Consider the following 17809-nt stretch of genomic DNA (forward strand, 5'->3'; position numbering starts at 1 on the left):
GAGCGTAGTTGTCGACGAATCTTATAGCTACTTGCAAGTTTCGCATGGCGACATGTGGGAGAGAAAGCAATAGCGAAATCGTGGCTTGACGGACAGAAACAGGATACAAGTCGTAACAGGTGTGAAAGCCGGCTAAAACTAGTAAAGATCCAAAAGGCAACTGTAAATCCAAGGTGTAAATCCTGCAAGTAAACGATGAAAGTATTAGGGCTTGTCCCGTGAGGTCTCACTAGCGATACAGCAGCAACAACGAATAGTGAGAAGTCAGCAGATGCCATAGTATGCATAGATGCAGAAGGACTTAATAATATTAATTGCAGTATTTGAAGGACTATAGTTATGATTTGATGGAATACAAGAATAGGCGCAACCAATTCTCAAGGTTCTAATAACAGAAGAATAAAGTTAAAGCAAATAAATAGTACAGTACAAGAAAAAATTGAACCGCCCGTTACAGAACAGTATGCCGGTTATGTGGTATGAGAGGGGTTACAGATTAACCCCTACTCGATTTGAAAATAATTTTTAATTCTTGAATTTATAAGTATTTTAAAAAGAAATAAGGCAGAAATTATCAATGGTAAATTTTGCAATATTGACAGTTGTGATAAAATTACTATTAACATCAAATTAAGTTTGCACTTTCATAAAAGGGGAGAAGTGGGTAGGAAATGGTATATATAACTTGAATTAGAAAATTAAGAGGGGGTTATTTGTAGTGAATAAATTAAGTATGGAGAGCGTATATAGTGCGGCCGAGAAACTTAAAGAGGTTGCGAGAAAAACTTCTTTAATTGAGTCGAGTCAATTTAAAGGGGTTTATCTAAAAACTGAAAATTTACAGGTAACAGGTTCTTTTAAATTGAGAGGTGCATATTATAAAATATCAACTTTAAGTGAAAAAGAAAAAGAAAGGGGAGTTGTTGCTTGTTCTGCCGGGAATCACGCTCAAGGAGTAGCCTTAGCATGTCAAAGACTTGGAATCAGTGCAACTATTTTTATGCCTGAGTCAGCTCCAATTTCAAAAGTTGAGGCGACAAAATCATATGGAGCAGAAGTTAAGTTAGTGGGAAATGTATATGATGATGCATATGCTGCTGCTATAAAATATAATGAGTCAGAGGGAAAGACTTTCATACACCCTTTCAATGATGAAACTTTAATTGCAGGTCAAGGAACGGTTGGACTTGAAATTCTTCAAGAAATTGAGGATATGGATGCAATTGTAGTCCCAATAGGAGGGGGAGGGCTTATCTCCGGAGTTGCTTTTGTAGCAAAGAGTTTAAATCCAAATTGCAAGGTATACGGCGTGGAAGCTGAATCTGCAAATGCAATGAAGTTGTCTAAGGAAGCTCATCAATTGATGTGTGTTGATTCAGTTTGTACTTTTGCGGATGGTATAGCTGTAAAAAAACCTGGAGAAGTAACTTTTGATTTAGTTGAAAAATATGTTGATGAAATAGTGACGGTATCTGAAGATGAAATTGCATCTGGTGTACTTGAGCTTATGGAAAAGCAAAAGTTAGTTTGTGAAGGATCTGGTGCGGTAGGATACTCAGCCATTAAACACGGGAAAATTCCATATGAAGGTAAAAAAGTAGCCGTTTTATTATCTGGAGGCAACATTGATGTGAATATACTTTCCAAGGTTGTTCACAGAGGACTTGTAATGAGCGGAAGAAATACTAAATTTAGATTAGTGTTGACAGACAAACCGGGACAACTTGCAAAGGTTGTAAATTTAATTGGAGATTCAGGGGCCAATATTATTAAAATTGAACATAACGAAAGTGAGGAGCATATGGAGATAAATTGCAAAATTGTTAAATTTGTAATTGAAACAAGAGATGCAGAGCATATTAAGGAAATAAAGAACAAAATAGTTGCAAGTGGAATAAATATAGTAAATATGTAAAAAAGCCGGCTAAAGGTCGGCTTTTACAGCGTCTGTATAAAATTTTGTAAGTTTTCTAAGATTAGTTCATCGTTATTTAAATGCAAGTCATCTTTGGAATAATTTATGGCGTAATGATTATCGTAGTAGTTTAAGATTAAATCTTTTATGACAAATTCAAGATCGTTATTTTCAACATGGGATTTATATGAATTAATTCTATCTTCGGATATATACTTACTTAAATTATAGAGTGCTGAGTTGATTTCTTCTTTTGTGCCATTTACATAGTCTCTTTTTATTCGAGCAACTCTATTTTCAATGGTATCTTCTATAACTATGTTGGTTCCTTTGTACATTTTATCTAATAAGTATTTCGGAAGTAAGATATTTCCTATTCTACTACTCTCACCTTCTAAAAATATTAAATCGGATGTTTTCAAAAGAGAGTTATAAAGAAGAGATTCAAATTGTTTTTGAGAAGGCTGAGGATTTAAACCCAGACTACCAAATGAACTCCCACGGTGGTTTGCAAGTTCTTCGAGATTTAAGATGGATAGCCCTGAATTTTTTAACCTATTTAATATTTCTGTTTTACCGACTCCGGTTTTTCCGTGGAGAACTACAAAGTTTTTAGTGTATACTAACCGCTCCAAGTTTTCTCGTATATATTTTCTATACGATTTATAACCCCCGATTAATTTTTTTACAGGGATTCCCAAACTTCTTAAAAATTGAAAGAATACTGTGCTTCTATACCCACCTCTTGCACAGTACAAAACTACATGGTCATAATTTTTTATAAGTTCTAAAATATCATCAAAGAAAGTTGATAATTTAGCGGCGGCGTATTTAACTGATAGAGATTTTGCTCTATCTATTTCTCCATTGTCAAATAAAGTGCCTACAATTTTTCTCTCTTCGTTGTTTAAAATTGGGAAGTTGATGGCTCCCAAGATATTAAAATCTTTAAATTCAATTGGACTTCTCATATCTATTAATATATAAGTTTCATTTTTATCGCTATATTCAAATAAGTCTTTCGGACTAATTTCAAATTTCATTTCATCACCTTAGAATATTATAAACCTATAAGATAAAAACATGTAACATATGTAATAAAATTTTAAAAATTTATTTATATTTACTTTGCTTTTGGTGTATTAAACACTGATATAATATAATGTATATAAAGTCAATAATATAATAAATATGAATAAAATAAATTGGCCAATTTAATAGGGGGATAATTTTGAAGATTAAAAATTTTATTTTAGGACATAAGAAAATAGCCATAGCTCTGGGGATAGTATTGGCTCTTCTAATAGGCAGATCGATTTTAGGAAGAGGTGATAAAAGTAAGTATGTTCAATTACCCAAAATAGAAACTACTGAGATAAGAAAAAAGGATTTTTCTAACATGATAAAAGAAAGTGGAAAGGTAAAAAGTGAAGATTCAGTAGATATATTTGCTGAAAAAAACCTACCTGTTGAAAGTGTAGAGGTAAAAGTGGGAGATGAGGTGATTGCAGGGCAGATTATAGCTAAACTGGACGATTCTTCATTAAAACAACAAATAAAGGCGAAAGAAGCTCTTATTGCGTCTAATAATAGAACTTCAGGAATTCAAGTAAAAAGTGCCAAGGATAAATTAAATGGGGCATTAAAGGGAAAGAATGATGGGACAAATTCACAAGTTGTGAGTGCAAATGCCAATGTATTACAAACTTATGACCAATGGCAATTAGCTGAAAAAACATATGATGATTATTTAAGAAGTTTAAATATGGGATATAATGAAGCTTTAGTTGCAAAAAAAGGTAATGACACTAGTTTACAAAATAATTTAAATAGCCAAAATCTTATTTATGAGCAAACAAAACAGAAATTGACAGAATCTGTATCCTTAGCAGAGAATGCAAGAAGAAGCTACAATGAGTTGACAGCGAAACTTGATAGATTAAAAGCGGAAGATGAGTCTGTAACAAGAAAAATAAATGAATTAAATATAGACTTAGGTGATATAAAGACAAGAGCAGAAAGTGGTTTATCTAGTGTTGAAAAAGGACAACAAGGAAATAATGTAAACGCAGGGAAAAAAGGACCAAGCCCTGAAGATATCTCAAGAATTCAAGATGAAGTCAACAGTAAAACTAGAGAGATAAACGAAAGAACTATAGATTCTCAACAAATTAAAGCTAAAATAGCCGAAGTAGAAGCTGAAAGATCAAAGTTTAAATCACAAATCGATAGTAATGAAGAGACAAGATTGTCTTTAGAAAAAGAATTGGCACAACAAGAACAGAATCTTGTAAACACAAAGAACACACTTAATACTCAAATAGGTCAAGATCAACTTTCGAAACGTTCAAGGGAAGATGTTTTAAATACTTATAGAAAAAATGCTGCAGATGCGAAAAATGTATATGAAAATGCAAAGAAGAATTTGACAGTTGCTCTTGCAGCACAAGAGGCTGAAATAAGAAGTCTTGAGTCAGGTCTTGAACAAGCCAAGGCAAGTGGAGATAATGGGGTTAATTCAGTAGATTTGAAGAATTTGTATGAAGAACTTGAAAAGACGGTTATAAAAGCTCCTATCTCAGGAACAATTACAAAGGTGGATATGGTAAAAGGACAAGCTCCAACGGCATCTCTTGCTCAAATACAGACTGTAAAGAGAACAATAATTGAGTCTCAAATAAAGGAATATGATTATCCTAAGATAAAAGTGGGAATGGAAGTTGAGGTTACGGCTGATGCGTTAGGCAAGAATGAAGTATTTAAAGGCAGGGTTGAGTCCATATCTCCAACTCCTAAAGCTGCTGAATCTAACCAAGGACAAACACAATCACAAGAAGTAGCTTATACAAGTAAAATTTCAATTGATGATCCGCAATTAAAGCTTAAACCTGGTATGAGTGTTAGGACAAAATATATACTAGAATCTAAAAAAGATGTAATAATAGTCCCTACAAGTGCAATTTACAAAAAAAATGACAAGAGTTTTATGCTTGTTGTAGACGATAAAGATGTAACGGAAATTAGAGAAATTGAAGTAAAAGTTGTAACAGGAAATGACGTGGAGAGTGTAATAACATCAAAGGATTTAAAGGGGAAAATGAGAGTTATAAATTCTGCTGATAAGTATCAATCAGGAACAACAGTACAACTTACAGAAGAAATGGAAGAAAAGAAATGAAAAAATTGATATTGATGAAGAATATCATCAAGAGATATTATATAGGGCAACCGAATGAGTTAGAAATTCTTCATGGGATAGATGTAAATATATACGAGGGAGAATTTGTATCTATAGTTGGTGCTTCCGGATCAGGGAAGAGTACACTTATGAATATAATTGGACTGCTTGATAGGCAGACCGAGGGAGAATATTTTTTAGACGGAGTGAATATGAGTGAAGCAAAAGACTCAGAACTTTCAGGGATACGAAATCAAAAAATAGGTTTTGTATTCCAAAACTTTAATCTAATACCAAGGCTTTCTGCGAGGAAAAATGTGGAGCTGCCAATGATATATTCAAAAAATAAAAAAGATATGAGTAGCAGAGCTATGGAACTTTTGGAATTGGTTGAGATGTCTGAAAGAGCTAATCACAATCCCAACGAATTGTCAGGGGGACAAAAACAAAGGGTGGCTATTGCAAGGGCGATGGCAAATAGTCCTAGTATATTGTTAGCCGACGAGCCAACCGGAGCACTTGATACAAAGACGGGAAGAAGTGTAATGGATTTGTTTCATAGGCTAAATAAAGAACAAGGCATGACTATAGTTTTAATAACTCATAATCCTGAATTAGCTGAAGAAACTGGGAGGGTACTTACTATGTCAGATGGAAGGATAATAGAATAATGAATATACTTGAAAATATAACCATGGCACTGGAGGGACTAAAACTTAACAAGATGAGGTCTTTTTTGACAATGCTTGGGATAATAATAGGTATAGCTTCTGTAATTTCAATTCTCACAATAGGACAAGCGATGTCAAAGTCGGTATCTGATGGGTTTGATAAATTTAATAAAAATATGTTTCAAGTAGGCCTTAGACCTAAAGAAGGCTATAGCTGGACAGATATACAAAATAGAGATTTTTTTAAATCTGAGGATACAGAATTTCTTAAACAACGATTTGGAAGTTTTATAAAGTTTATTATATTACAGGGTGACGGTAAAGGAGCTAAGATAAAAACTGAGCAAGGTAAGGATTTAAAAGTAAATATTAATCCGAGTACAGAAGGTGTGAAGGAAATTCAAAAATTAAAGATGCTGTCCGGAGAATTTTATAATGAAAATGATGTTCAAGCGTATAGAGAAGTTTGTATCATAAGTGACAAAGTAGCAAAAGATTTGTTTGGTGGATATTCAGAAGCTTTAGGGAAAGAAGTAGAAGTTGATACCGGGAATGGTATATATGTTTACAGGTGTAAAGGTGTTTATAAAAATGAAACTATAAACTTTGGCGCCTTGGGAGGACAAACTGAAGATAGTACAACGTTGTACATTCCATATACAGTAGGAGTTAGAGATTTTGAAAAAAATGATCAGAAGTTTATGAATTTCAGCATAATAACTAATAAAGCAGAGGATATAGATTTTGCCACAAAAGAAATAGAAAAATACTATAATGAAAATAAATTTGCTGAAAATGAAGTTGTCAGGGTTGAAGCTAAATCCATAGGATCGGAACTTGAGCAAATAACATCAATTATGTCAAATGTTAAATTGGCAATAGGAGGAATAGCGGCAATTTCATTATTAGTAGGTGGAATTGGGGTAATGAATATACTTCTTGTTTCTGTTACAGAGAGAACCAGAGAAATAGGGGTTAGAAAGGCATTAGGAGCTACTTCAAAAGATATTAGAGGGCAATTTATAACAGAAAGTATTATAATATGTATAATAGGTGGAATAATAGGGGTGTTGTTGGGAGGTTCGCTCGGATATCTTGCTTCATCAATGATGAAGTTACCAACACTTCCAAATATTTTATCTATAGTAATTGCAGTTGGCTTCTCTATGAGCATAGGAATTTTCTTTGGATATTATCCGGCGAATAAAGCTGCAAAATTAAATCCTATAGATGCTTTGAGGTATGAATAATGAATTTAAATATTATAGTGACTGTGAATTTTGGACTTGAATCAGTAGTAAAAAGAGAATTATATGATTTGGGGTATGGAGATTTAACAGTTCAAGATGGACGAATAAAATTTAATGGCGACTTGAGAGATGTCGCCATTTTAAATTTAAGACTTAGATGTGCAGAGAGAGTTTTAATAGAGATTGGGAATTTTAAAGCTCTTAGCTTTGAGGAACTCTTTGATAATATAAATGCTATAGATTGGGAAGAATGGATTTCTGAAGATGGAAATTTCATAATAAATTCTAAGAGTTATAAGTCAAAATTGTTCTCTCTTTCTGATATTCAAAGAATTTCAGAAAAAGCAATAATAAAGAGTTTGCAAAGAACTTACAAAAGAAACAGATTTGAAAAATCTGCAGAGAGGTACTCTATAGAAGTTGCAATTAGAAATGATATTGTCTCTGTGACTTTGGACACATCAGGAGAAGGGCTGCATAAGAGGGGATATAGAGAGGCTTCATACAAGGCACCTATAACAGAAACTCTCGCAGCGGCAATGGTCCAATTGTCTTATTGGAAACCGGAGAGGCTGTTGGTAGATCCGTTCTGTGGATCAGGGACTATTTTGATTGAGGCAGCTATGATGGCTAAAAAAATAGCGCCGGGACTTATGAGAAAATTTGATTTTGAAAAATTTATCTTTATCGATGAATCTCTTTTAAAAGAAGAAAAGGCGAGATGTTATTCGGAGATAGATTATGATAAGAAGTTAAATATAATAGGCTCTGACATTTCAAGGAAAGCTATAGAAATAGCAAAGTCAAATGCGGAAATTTTAGGACTTGAAGAAGATATAACTTTCTTTGTAAAAGATGTTAGAGATTTAGACTTACCTGATAACTATGGCGTGATAATAACAAATCCACCTTATGGTATCAGAATAGGAGTAGATGAAGTAGATGAATTAGAGCAAGCTCTAAAGGTTCTCTATAAATCCGTTCCAACATACTCAATGTATGTAATTTCGGCAGATGAAAAACTTGAAAAGAATTTAGGTAAAAGCAATAAAAATAGAAAACTTTATAACGGAAGATTACTCTCCTATTTGTATCAATACTTTGGTCCTAAACCGTTATAGTGTGTTTGTAAAGCAATATTAGTATGGTATAATTAATATCAAGGAGAGGTTCGCTATGAATGAAGATTTAGAAGAAGTTTTAAAAAATTCAAAATTAAATTATCAAATATTAGATGGAATAGTGGACTTGGTGAGAGTTTTAGACCATAGAAATGAAGTGGTCTATGTAAATCAAGCTATGAAAGATACTTTAGGGTATGATACTGAAAATTTGATTTGCAATATTTATGATAATATCTTGAAATCGAAAATTACAAAGAGAACGCTTGAAACAGGAGAAGTAATTCAAAGAGAAGAAACTATTCAAGATAAGTTGTATTCAGTAAAATGCTCACCTATTAAAAGTGACGAAAAAATAATAGGCGTTGTAGAAGTGTTTAGAAATATTTCCCAAGAGAGAAAATTGATTTCAGCCATTGTAGAAAAGAATAAATCTATGACAGTTGAAATGAATCATGCCAGAAAAATTCAAACGGCATTGCTACCTGAAAAAGGATTTTTTGGGGTGTTAAATGTAGATTATCTATACAGACCTTCAAATTTACTTAGCGGAGATATGTTTGATATATTTGAAATAGACGATGACCACTTGGGGATATATATTGCAGATACTGTTGGACATGGTTTTGCAGCGTCAATGGTAACTATGTTTATTAGAATTACAATGCGTACAATATCGTATGGCAAAAAGTTGAGACCATCAATGTTACTACAAGAGCTTTGGAGGAGATTTAAAAATTTGGGACTCGACTTTGAAATATATTTTACTTGCTTTTACGGAGTGTTTAATAAGAAAACAGGGCAGTTCACGTACTCGAATGCAGGACATTTTCCTTGTCCCTTGATAGTACAAGGTGAAATAATAAAAGAAATAGAAGTGGAAGGATATCCAATTTCCAGATTTTTCGATAAGGTTGAATACAAAGAATACAGTATAAAATTAAATACATCTGACAAAGTCATAATGATGAGTGATGGAGTTAGTGAAGTTATGAATTATGAAAATGAACCTTATGGAATAGAAAGAATTAAAGATATCATGCTAAAAAATGAAACTGACGAACTTTTGAAGCTTAAACAATCTATTTATAGTTATATGTGGGGCGAACAAAAGGATGATATAACTGCTCTTTTGATAAAGGTTTGGTAGATGATAAAATTTATTGGAGAAACTAAGTTTATAGAACTTGAAAAAGTTGAAAAGTTAGTTGAAGAAAAATCTAAAGAGTATTCAGATTACTTAGGGTGGACTGATGAATTTAATTCGACTTTTGAATTAGATAAGATATATGAATACGCACAAGAAATAAGAGATAAATACAAACTGATAGTGATTTGTGGTGCAGGTGGTTCATATACTGGTTCGAGAGCGATAATAGAAAGCGTGCAGGGAGAATTAAGAGATGAACCCAAGATCATATTTTTGGGGCATGATTTGTCTTCGAGATATTTGAGAACAGCTTTAAAATTAATCGATAACTACGAAGCTTGTATAATCGTAATTTCAAAATCCGGAGAAACTCTTGAGACAAATATAGGCTATCAATTGGTAAGAGAAGGCTTTAAAAAAAAGTATACCGATGTTTCTGATAGAATCTATGTGATAACTAATTGTAACTCGGGATATCTATATGATATATCAAAAAAAGAAGGCTATAAGAGGCTTACAGTTCCCAAGAATGTAGGTGGAAGATATTCACTCCACACATCAGTAGGGTTGTTACCTATGGCGGCGGCGGGAATAAACATAGATGAATTTCTAAGAGGGATAAGAGATTACAAACGAAAATTAGTTACATTCGATAATCCTTCTGTTCAATATGCTCTGTCGAGGAAAGAGTTTTATGACACCGGGAAGAATAAAGAGTTTTTAGTTTCATATGATCCGAGTTTAAAATTTTTACAAGAATGGTATGTGCAGTTGTTTGGAGAGAGTGAAGGGAAGAGTAATGATGTTATTTTTCCTACATATTTGACAAACACAACAGATCTCCACTCAATTGGGCAGTATATTCAAGAAGGCCCCGGAGATCTATTTGAGACGGTACTATTTGTAAATGAAAATAAAATAGATTTAGAAGTAAATCTGGAAGAGTTCAGCAATGACTATGCGGGCTTGAATAAATATAGCTTAAACAATATAAATAAAGCGGTGATGGAAGCCACTAAAGTTGCTCATTCAAAAAATAATATAGACACTCTTATGATTGAGATAAATAAGATAGATGAGTATAACTTAGGTCAATTAGTTTACTTTTTTATGTACGCATGCTTCGTATCTTCAGTTTTGTTTGGAGCAAATCCATTCAATCAGCCAGGCGTTGAGCAATATAAACAAATATATAAAAAATTATTGAGATAATCTATTCGAACGGAATAGGTTATTTTTTTGTGGGAAATTATAAAATTTTTAAATGCAAACAGTTATTGAACAAATGAATTTTCCAAAAGGGGTAATTAAATTAAATTGGAGTGGAATAAAGGAAAAATAAAATGTATACTGGTAACAAATGATATGCGTTATCAATTGTGAGGATGAATTTATGAAGCAGATGAAAAAAATTTTGATGGAAAAAATGAATTTGGATTATATAGGACAGAGCCACGGGCTTTTGAAATTTAGATATAAGAAGGCAAAAGACAGTTTTAATTATTTGGCGAAGTTATTTGATGGGATATATTTGGTTTTGACTGATTACAGAGACACATATACTTATGAAGTTTCTGGGGGGTTTAATATTAAATCAATGAATTTGTCATACTGCTTAGAGGGGCAGATGAAGTCTCAGTTGCCTACCACTAATGAGGTATCTTTTCTAACAAAACATTCATTTACTGTGGACTGCATAGCCAAGCACTGTGCAGAGGCTAAATTTCCGGAAGGGCATCTAAAAAATTTAGAATATTTTATTTCAATTGAAGAGATAAGCGAAGAAACTGAAAAAATTTTTGAAAGCTTCGGAGTTTCTATAAGAGAAATATATGAGAAATTTAGTGAAGAGAAGTTGGCTGTGCTTAAAAAGGATTTAGGAATCGAAAAGATTTTTAAAAATTTTACTGGAGAAGAATTTTTTAATATTAATAGATACAGAATAGCTCTTTTAGAAACACTTTTCTATTTAAAAGACATTCAGTTATCTGAAGAAAATGAATTCGTATATTTGCCAAAGATACATATAGAAAAAGTACAGCAGGTTCAAAAATTGATAACTGGTGATTTTAGAAAAAAATACACTGTTGATGAGTTGGCGAGCATTGTGAACATTTCAAAGACTTATCTGAATAGAGCTTTCAAGGAAGTTTATGGAGATAGCATCCATGCTTATTTAATAGACAAGAGAATAGAATATGCAAAGGAACAGATGAGATTGAGCAAAATTAGCATAACAGAGATTGCAGAGAGTGTTGGTTATGCAAATGCGAGTAAGTTTGCAGATATGTTTAGAAAATATGAGGGCATTAGTCCTAGAGTATACAGAGGAGGGTTGAAATATGATTTATAAAAAGTTAAAGGAGTATGTGCCGGAAAAGATTCACTTAGTTTATAGCGGAATTCTGTTGACCATAATATCTTCAGCATGTATGGCAGCATCGTATTGGCATTTGTACAAATTATTGAACTTTCTTTTAGTTGAGAAGAGAGTTGTAGATGCTGTGAACATTGCAGGATATATATTAGGGTTTTTGATAGCAAATGCAATTGTTTATTTTATGAGTCTTTGGTGCACACACTTGGTGGCGTTTAGATTGGAGACGAATTTAAAAAAGAGGGGGATAGACAATCTTATGAGAGCTTCATTTTCATTTTATGACAAGAATGAATCCGGAAGAATTCGTAAGATAATAGATGGCAATACGGCTTTAACTCATATGAGTGTGGCACATTTAATTCCGGACTTGGCGACAGCGATATTCACTCCATTGTTTTCTTTAATTTTGACTTTTGTGATAGATTATAGACTCGGAATTTTATTTATTATAACTGTAATCGTTGGGGGAATTATCGGTAAGGGAATGATGGGCGAGACTGAATTTATGGGCAAGTATATGCTTGCACAAGAGAGAATGACTTCGGGTGCTGTTGAATATGTCAGAGGAATGAGCGTTTTAAAGATATTTAAAGCAAATATCAGGTCATTAAAGGAGTTTTACAATTCTATTTTGGACTATTCAGAAATGGCCCTTTCATACAGCATGAGTTGTAGAGTGCCTTATGTAGTGTTCCAAATGTTTTTTAATTCTATCTTTTTAATTTTGATACCTGCGTCAATATATTTCATATCAAGAGGAGAAAATATATATGAGATAGCGGCTAAAGTGATTTTCTATGTATCTATGTGTGGAGTAATTTTTAATGCATTCATGAAGATAATGTATGTGGGGATGTATCAATACCAAGCGACATCTTCAATTAAAAAGATTGAAGATTTATTTACAGATATGAAACAAAATAGTTTATCTCATGGTGAACTTAAAGAGATTGAAAATTGCGATATAACTTTTGAGAATGTCAGCTTTGGATATGAAGAAAATATGATTTTAAACAACCTTTCATTTGAGTTAAAGCAATGTAAGACGTATGCATTGGTTGGAGCCTCCGGAAGTGGTAAGTCCACAATAGTTAAGTTGATTTCAGGATTTTATCCTGTAAATAGCGGCAAGATTTTGATAGGTGGACATTCAATAGATGAATATACAGAAGATACCATAGTGAAGAACATAGCGAATGTGTTCCAAGATTCAAAACTTTTTAAAATGTCAATATTTGACAATGTAAAAGTTGGGAATAAAGATGCAACTCGTGAAGAGATTATGGAAGCTTTACACTTGGCACAATGTGATGAGATATTGGACAAGTTTAAAGAGAGAGAGAATGTAGTTATCGGCACAAAGGGAGTTTATTTATCCGGTGGCGAAACTCAACGTATAGCTATAGCCAGAGCCATTTTAAAAGATGCCAAGATTATAATTTTAGATGAGGCGAGTGCGGCAGCTGATCCGGAAAATGAATATGAATTACAAAAGGCCTTTGCCAATTTAATGAAGGGCAAGACAGTAATTATGATAGCACACAGATTGAGTTCTATAAGAAATGTGGACGAAATTTTGGTTGTGCAAGATGGAAAGATAATTGAACGAGGTAATGATGCTGAATTGATGGCTAAAGATTCAGTATATAGAAGTTATCAGGAAAAATTTAGACAAGCTAATGATTGGAAGGTGAGAAAATGAACTGGTTAAAAAATAAATTTGCTCTGACTGAAAAGGGAGCAAGGGGAGTTATAAAAGCTATAAGGGCATCTGTGCTGGTGAATTTTTCACTTATGTCTGCCATGGTGGCGATATTGTTTTTCGTAGATAGTTTGCTAAAAGGAAATTCTGTAGAAAATAAAACTTACTACATAATTATTTTTGCGATTGTGGTAGTGATGTACATTGTGCTGAATTTAGAATATAAGAGAACTTTTAACACTACCTACGCTGAGGCAAAGGATTTGAGAATAGCAATTGCAGACCAACTCAAGAAGATGCCGATATCATATTTCTCAAAGCATGATATATCAGATGTGGCTCAAACTATAATGCAAGATGTGCTCGATTTGGAACATAGCGTGTCCCATGCAATTCCAAGAGTGGTAGCAACGGCAATATTTTTAACTATCATAGCGACTATGATGTTGCTTTCAAATTGGAAATTAGGCGTTGCGGCTATGGTTCCTATGTTGATTGGAATATTGATGTTAATTATGTCTAAGAATAACCAAAAGGTTTGGAGTGAAAAATTCTTTTGGAAACTTAGAAAGAATGCAGAAATATTTCAAGAGAATATAGAGATGCAACAAGAGATAAAAAGTTACGGTATGGCATCGGAAAAGAAAGATGAAGTATATGCTGCAATAGAAGACAGCGAGGATATGCATATAAAGGCAGAAATAAGACAGGCTTTGCCGGTGTTGAGTTCTTTTTCGGTTATTAAATTTGCAATAGGTGCTGTGGTATTGGTGGGTTCTATGATGCTTGCCAAAAATGAAGTTGAGCTAATCTATGTAATAGGATTTTTAATTGGTTCAGTTAAGTTAATAGACAGCATTGGAGCTATGGATGAAAATTTAGCTGAGTTATTCTATATAGATGCAAGGACTAAACGTATAAATGCTTTAAAAGATACTAAAATACAAACGGGGAAGGATGTTGAATTGAGAAAATTCGACATAGAATTTAAAAATATATCTTTCGGATACAATTCTGATGTGAGAGTATTGGATGGAGTTTCATTTGTAGCTAAGCAGGGTGATGTTACAGCGATAGTCGGACCTTCAGGATGTGGCAAGACTACTATATTACGTCTTATATCCAGACTATTTGACTATGATTCAGGCAATATAGAGATTGATGGATATGACATTAAAAAAATTTCAACTGATTCTTTATTTGAGAATGTATCAATGGTATTTCAAGATGTAATTCTTTTTAATGCCTCTATTATGGAGAATATAAGGATAGGTAGACAGGATGCAACTGATGAAGAGATAATGGAAGCGGCGAAGACTGCAAATTGTGATGAATTTATAAGGAAGTTACCTAATGGATATCAGACGCTCATTGGTGAAAATGGAAGTAAGCTATCAGGGGGAGAAAGGCAGAGACTTTCAATAGCAAGAGCATTTTTAAAAGATGCTCCAATATTACTCTTAGATGAAATCAGTGCATCTTTAGACGTAGATAATGAGATGAAGATACAAGAGAGTTTAAATAAACTTATAGTTGGAAAAACTGTAGTCATTATTTCGCACAGACTAAAGTCAGTAGAGATGGTGGATAAAATAATAGTTATGGATAAGGGCAAGATAAACGCACAGGGAACTCATAGAGAACTAATGGAAAAATCCAAACTATACAACAGACTCATAGAAAAATCAAACTTGACAGAAAAGTTCACTTATTGAGGAGGAAATTATGGATAAAAAAGGATTGGAAGTTAAAGATTTAATAAATGCGGGATTATTTTCGATCTTACTTACAGCACTTTACTGGTGTGGAGGAATGATAGGGTTTATTCCGGTCTTGATGCCTGTAGTACCATTCGTTGGAGCGCTTGTTTCTGCGCCGGTATTTATGCTGTATTCAACCAAGATTAAGAAATTCGGTATGGTTTTAATACTTGGAATAGTGGTGGGTCTTGTATTTATGATGAGCGGACACGGTCCTTATGTATTGCCGGGAACAGTGGTTACAGCTTTGATTTCTGAATACATTATTAAGTCCGGAAATTACAAGAGTATTAAGAAAGCTAGACTTGCATATACAGTTTTTGCGGTGTTTGCCGGATTTAATTTAATACCTATATTTTTTGCTAGAGAAGCTTATATTAAGCAAATTATAGCAATGGGATATCCTAAAGAATTTGTCAACAAGATGTTATCAGTCATGCCAACTTGGTCATTTATACCTATAGTGCTAATGGGGTGCCTTGGTGGATATATAGGAGCGACATTCGGAATAAAAATGTTAAACAAACATTTTAAGAGAGCGAATATGATCTGATGTTTGATTTTAGAACTAAACTTATTATGACTGTGACTTTGTCTACGGTATGTATTTCGGGGAATTTAGAATATAAAGCTCCTCTATTAGCGTATTCTTTGGTAGCATTTCCATTTGTATTATTGCTTGAAAAAAAGAAGTATAAAATGTATATAAAGGGGTTACTTGCAATAGCTATATCTATTTTTTTGACAAAGAATTTTGAAGAGGGAATGGGAGTTTTATCTCTAATTGCATTAATACTTGGAAGCATAGTTAGAAGAATGTTGCCGGGGATAATGATGGGGTACTACGCAATATCCACAACAACTATGTCGGACTTGGTGGCGGCTTTAAAGGCTTGGCACTTGCCGGATGAACTCATAATACCTATAGCCGTCATGTTTAGATTTTTCTATTCACTACAAATAGATTTACAGTTTATAAATGATGGAATGAAGATGTACGGGATCACTATATCTAATTTTTTCAAAGACCCAATTAGATATTTTGAATTTAAAGTAGTACCATTGTTCATGGTTGCTTCAAAAACTGCGGACGATGTCTCCATATCTGCAATGAGCAGAGGACTTGTAGTTGGGAGAGAAAGGAGCTCTATATCTAACACAAAACTTAAAACTATAGATTACTTGGTGATTTTAGGGTGTGTTGTAGTGTTTGGAATATTTATTAGAGGTAAGTATGCTTGAATTTAAAAATGTGAATTTAAAATATGCAGAAGATACAGTTCTGGATGGAATTTCAATGCAGTTTGAAAAAGGGACAATAAATGTAATAACAGGTAATTCAGGTTCAGGCAAGAGTTCTATTATGAAACTTATAAATGGAGTTATACCCAACTTTACAAATGCTGATTTTAGTGGAGAGATACTTCTTAATAAGAAAAATATCTATGAACTTGACATAGCAAAACGGAGTGAGAGTATATCGACGGTGTTTCAAAATCCTAAAAGCCAATTTTTTTCAATAGACAGCTTTGATGAAATAGCATTTGCATTAGAAAACAGAAACATTCCAAGAGATAAGATAATAGAGACTATAGAAGAGTATTCAACTCTTCTAAATACAAAACATCTGCTTGGAAAAAATATTTTTAAATTGTCCGGCGGTCAAAGGCAACTCGTAGCTATAACCGGAGTGGCTGTTTATGGATGGCGAAGTTTATATTTTCGATGAACCGTCTTCGTCTTTGGACGGAAGCTCAATAGATGAGTTTAAAAATGTTATAGAAAAGCTACGAGACATGGGCAAGATAATTATAATAGCTGAGCATAGGTTATATTTTTTAAAAGAACTCATGGACAAGTTGTACATCTTGAACAAAGGGAGAGTTACAGAGTTAAATAAAGACGATATAAGAGAAGAAACTGTATCTACATATGAACTTAGAACTCTTGAAAAAATAGTTAAAGAGAATGTGGACTGTGAATGGAGTAAAACGAACGTCTATGAAAAGCATGCTCCACGTGGAGCATTGGAGATGCGAGACTACAAGTTTTGCTATGAGAGAGGCAAAGTTTTGTTCGACATGGATTTGTCGATTGATAGAGGGATAAATTTTATAGTTGGAGAGAACGGAATAGGAAAGACAACTTTTATAAGGAGTTTGTGCGGCCTTAATAAAAAATTTAAAGGAAAGACATTTTACAATGGAGAGAGAATAAAAAGACCACAGGATTATATTTCACTGGTCATGCAAGATGTGAACTATCAAATTTTTACAGAAAGTGTTTGGGAAGAACTCTCTTTGGCGACCGAAGATAATTTAAGTAAGGAGAGAGTGCTAAGAGTTTTAAACTTATTTGAAAAGAAAGACTCTCACCCACAAAGTTTATCGGGCGGAGAAAAACAGAGGTTATTAATTGCAAATGCTATTTTATCGGACAAGCCAATAGTGGTTTTAGACGAGCCGACGAGCGGGTTGTGCAATAAGACCATGAAATCTGTTGTAAACCTTTTGGATATGTTAAAAGAACGAGATAAAATTGTTATAGTAGTTACGCATGACTATGAATTTATTAAAAATTCAAATGGTAAAGTTATAGAATTTGTGCACTAAATAAATTTATCATAGAGCTACGATGATTGAGCAGCTCTTATTTTTTGTATAAATAAGTGTAGTAAAAATA

At 33.3% G+C, this 17809-nt stretch carries 15 protein-coding genes; 14 read left to right on the forward strand and 1 reads right to left on the reverse strand.

The window, feature by feature from the left end; translation table 11 throughout:
- Nucleotides 1-718 precede the first annotated feature (718 nt).
- Nucleotides 719-1915 carry a threonine ammonia-lyase gene (gene ilvA / locus SOR77_RS09900; protein WP_320636936.1) on the forward strand — a complete coding sequence of 399 codons (1197 nt, stop codon included), beginning with the start codon at nt 719-721 and terminating at the stop codon, nt 1913-1915.
- Nucleotides 1916-1938: 23 nt separating this feature from the next.
- Here the strand turns inward: ilvA and mnmH are convergent, their stop codons facing one another.
- Nucleotides 1939-2958: a tRNA 2-selenouridine(34) synthase MnmH gene (mnmH, locus tag SOR77_RS09905; RefSeq protein ID WP_320636937.1), complete on the reverse strand. Its 1020-nt coding sequence runs from the start codon at nt 2956-2958 to the stop codon at nt 1939-1941.
- Nucleotides 2959-3146: 188 nt separating this feature from the next.
- On the opposite strand from mnmH, the gene SOR77_RS09910 reads away from it, so the two are divergent.
- The 13 genes from SOR77_RS09910 to SOR77_RS09970 all read left to right on the forward strand — a co-directional run bounded on the left by SOR77_RS09910 (nt 3147) and on the right by SOR77_RS09970 (nt 17739).
- On the forward strand, nt 3147-5093 hold the full coding sequence (locus SOR77_RS09910) for an HlyD family efflux transporter periplasmic adaptor subunit (RefSeq protein ID WP_320636938.1): 1947 nt from the start codon (nt 3147-3149) through the stop codon (nt 5091-5093).
- Entirely contained in the window at nt 5090-5764 is a 675-nt protein-coding gene (locus SOR77_RS09915) for an ABC transporter ATP-binding protein (protein ID WP_320636939.1), read from the forward strand. Before SOR77_RS09910 ends, SOR77_RS09915 begins: the two co-directional genes overlap by 4 nt.
- Complete coding sequence (locus SOR77_RS09920; RefSeq protein WP_320636940.1) at nt 5764-7014, forward strand: ABC transporter permease; 1251 nt, start codon at nt 5764-5766, stop codon at nt 7012-7014. The genes SOR77_RS09915 and SOR77_RS09920 overlap by 1 nt, the downstream gene beginning before the upstream one ends.
- Nucleotides 7014-8135 (forward strand): class I SAM-dependent RNA methyltransferase, encoded by a 1122-nt coding sequence (locus SOR77_RS09925; RefSeq protein ID WP_320636941.1) that lies wholly within the window; start codon nt 7014-7016, stop codon nt 8133-8135. Before SOR77_RS09920 ends, SOR77_RS09925 begins: the two co-directional genes overlap by 1 nt.
- 55 nt (nt 8136-8190) lie before the next feature.
- Nucleotides 8191-9285: a PP2C family protein-serine/threonine phosphatase gene (locus SOR77_RS09930; protein ID WP_004819253.1), complete on the forward strand. Its 1095-nt coding sequence runs from the start codon at nt 8191-8193 to the stop codon at nt 9283-9285.
- Nucleotides 9286-10497, forward strand: a complete 1212-nt coding sequence (locus SOR77_RS09935; protein ID WP_320636942.1) for a glucose-6-phosphate isomerase — start codon at nt 9286-9288, stop codon at nt 10495-10497.
- Between the two features lie 181 nt (nt 10498-10678).
- Nucleotides 10679-11638 (forward strand): AraC family transcriptional regulator, encoded by a 960-nt coding sequence (locus SOR77_RS09940; protein WP_320636943.1) that lies wholly within the window; start codon nt 10679-10681, stop codon nt 11636-11638.
- Nucleotides 11628-13367, forward strand: coding sequence for an ABC transporter ATP-binding protein (locus SOR77_RS09945; RefSeq protein WP_320636944.1), 1740 nt, complete (start codon nt 11628-11630; stop codon nt 13365-13367). The genes SOR77_RS09940 and SOR77_RS09945 overlap by 11 nt, the downstream gene beginning before the upstream one ends.
- A complete protein-coding gene (locus SOR77_RS09950) occupies nt 13364-15082 on the forward strand; it encodes an ABC transporter ATP-binding protein (RefSeq protein WP_320636945.1) in 1719 nt (572 codons plus the stop codon). Before SOR77_RS09945 ends, SOR77_RS09950 begins: the two co-directional genes overlap by 4 nt.
- A gap of 10 nt (nt 15083-15092) precedes the next feature.
- Nucleotides 15093-15680 carry an MptD family putative ECF transporter S component gene (locus SOR77_RS09955; RefSeq protein WP_320636946.1) on the forward strand — a complete coding sequence of 196 codons (588 nt, stop codon included), beginning with the start codon at nt 15093-15095 and terminating at the stop codon, nt 15678-15680.
- Entirely contained in the window at nt 15680-16369 is a 690-nt protein-coding gene (locus SOR77_RS09960) for an energy-coupling factor transporter transmembrane component T (RefSeq protein WP_320636947.1), read from the forward strand. Before SOR77_RS09955 ends, SOR77_RS09960 begins: the two co-directional genes overlap by 1 nt.
- Nucleotides 16362-16856: an ABC transporter ATP-binding protein gene (locus SOR77_RS09965; protein ID WP_320636948.1), complete on the forward strand. Its 495-nt coding sequence runs from the start codon at nt 16362-16364 to the stop codon at nt 16854-16856. Before SOR77_RS09960 ends, SOR77_RS09965 begins: the two co-directional genes overlap by 8 nt.
- Nucleotides 16828-17739, forward strand: coding sequence for an ATP-binding cassette domain-containing protein (locus tag SOR77_RS09970; RefSeq protein ID WP_320636949.1), 912 nt, complete (start codon nt 16828-16830; stop codon nt 17737-17739). Before SOR77_RS09965 ends, SOR77_RS09970 begins: the two co-directional genes overlap by 29 nt.
- Nucleotides 17740-17809 lie beyond the last annotated feature (70 nt).

Origin of the sequence: Peptoniphilus sp., assembly GCF_034090345.1 — a bacterium.
In the GTDB taxonomy this organism is placed as follows: Bacteria; Bacillota; Clostridia; order Tissierellales; family Peptoniphilaceae; genus Peptoniphilus.

What these genes read in the sequence shown, in the direction of transcription:
- mnmH (WP_320636937.1), bottom strand. Translation starts at nt 2,958, where the DNA reads ATGAAATTTGAAATTAGTCCGAAAGACTTATTTGAATATAGCGATAAA.
- SOR77_RS09915 (WP_320636939.1), top strand. Translation starts at nt 5,090, where the DNA reads ATGAAAAAATTGATATTGATGAAGAATATCATCAAGAGATATTATATA.
- SOR77_RS09920 (WP_320636940.1), top strand. Translation starts at nt 5,764, where the DNA reads ATGAATATACTTGAAAATATAACCATGGCACTGGAGGGACTAAAACTT.
- SOR77_RS09925 (WP_320636941.1), top strand. Translation starts at nt 7,014, where the DNA reads ATGAATTTAAATATTATAGTGACTGTGAATTTTGGACTTGAATCAGTA.
- SOR77_RS09930 (WP_004819253.1), top strand. Translation starts at nt 8,191, where the DNA reads ATGAATGAAGATTTAGAAGAAGTTTTAAAAAATTCAAAATTAAATTAT.
- SOR77_RS09935 (WP_320636942.1), top strand. Translation starts at nt 9,286, where the DNA reads ATGATAAAATTTATTGGAGAAACTAAGTTTATAGAACTTGAAAAAGTT.
- SOR77_RS09940 (WP_320636943.1), top strand. Translation starts at nt 10,679, where the DNA reads ATGAAGCAGATGAAAAAAATTTTGATGGAAAAAATGAATTTGGATTAT.
- SOR77_RS09945 (WP_320636944.1), top strand. Translation starts at nt 11,628, where the DNA reads ATGATTTATAAAAAGTTAAAGGAGTATGTGCCGGAAAAGATTCACTTA.
- SOR77_RS09950 (WP_320636945.1), top strand. Translation starts at nt 13,364, where the DNA reads ATGAACTGGTTAAAAAATAAATTTGCTCTGACTGAAAAGGGAGCAAGG.
- SOR77_RS09955 (WP_320636946.1), top strand. Translation starts at nt 15,093, where the DNA reads ATGGATAAAAAAGGATTGGAAGTTAAAGATTTAATAAATGCGGGATTA.
- SOR77_RS09960 (WP_320636947.1), top strand. Translation starts at nt 15,680, where the DNA reads ATGTTTGATTTTAGAACTAAACTTATTATGACTGTGACTTTGTCTACG.
- SOR77_RS09965 (WP_320636948.1), top strand. Translation starts at nt 16,362, where the DNA reads ATGCTTGAATTTAAAAATGTGAATTTAAAATATGCAGAAGATACAGTT.
- SOR77_RS09970 (WP_320636949.1), top strand. Translation starts at nt 16,828, where the DNA reads ATGGATGGCGAAGTTTATATTTTCGATGAACCGTCTTCGTCTTTGGAC.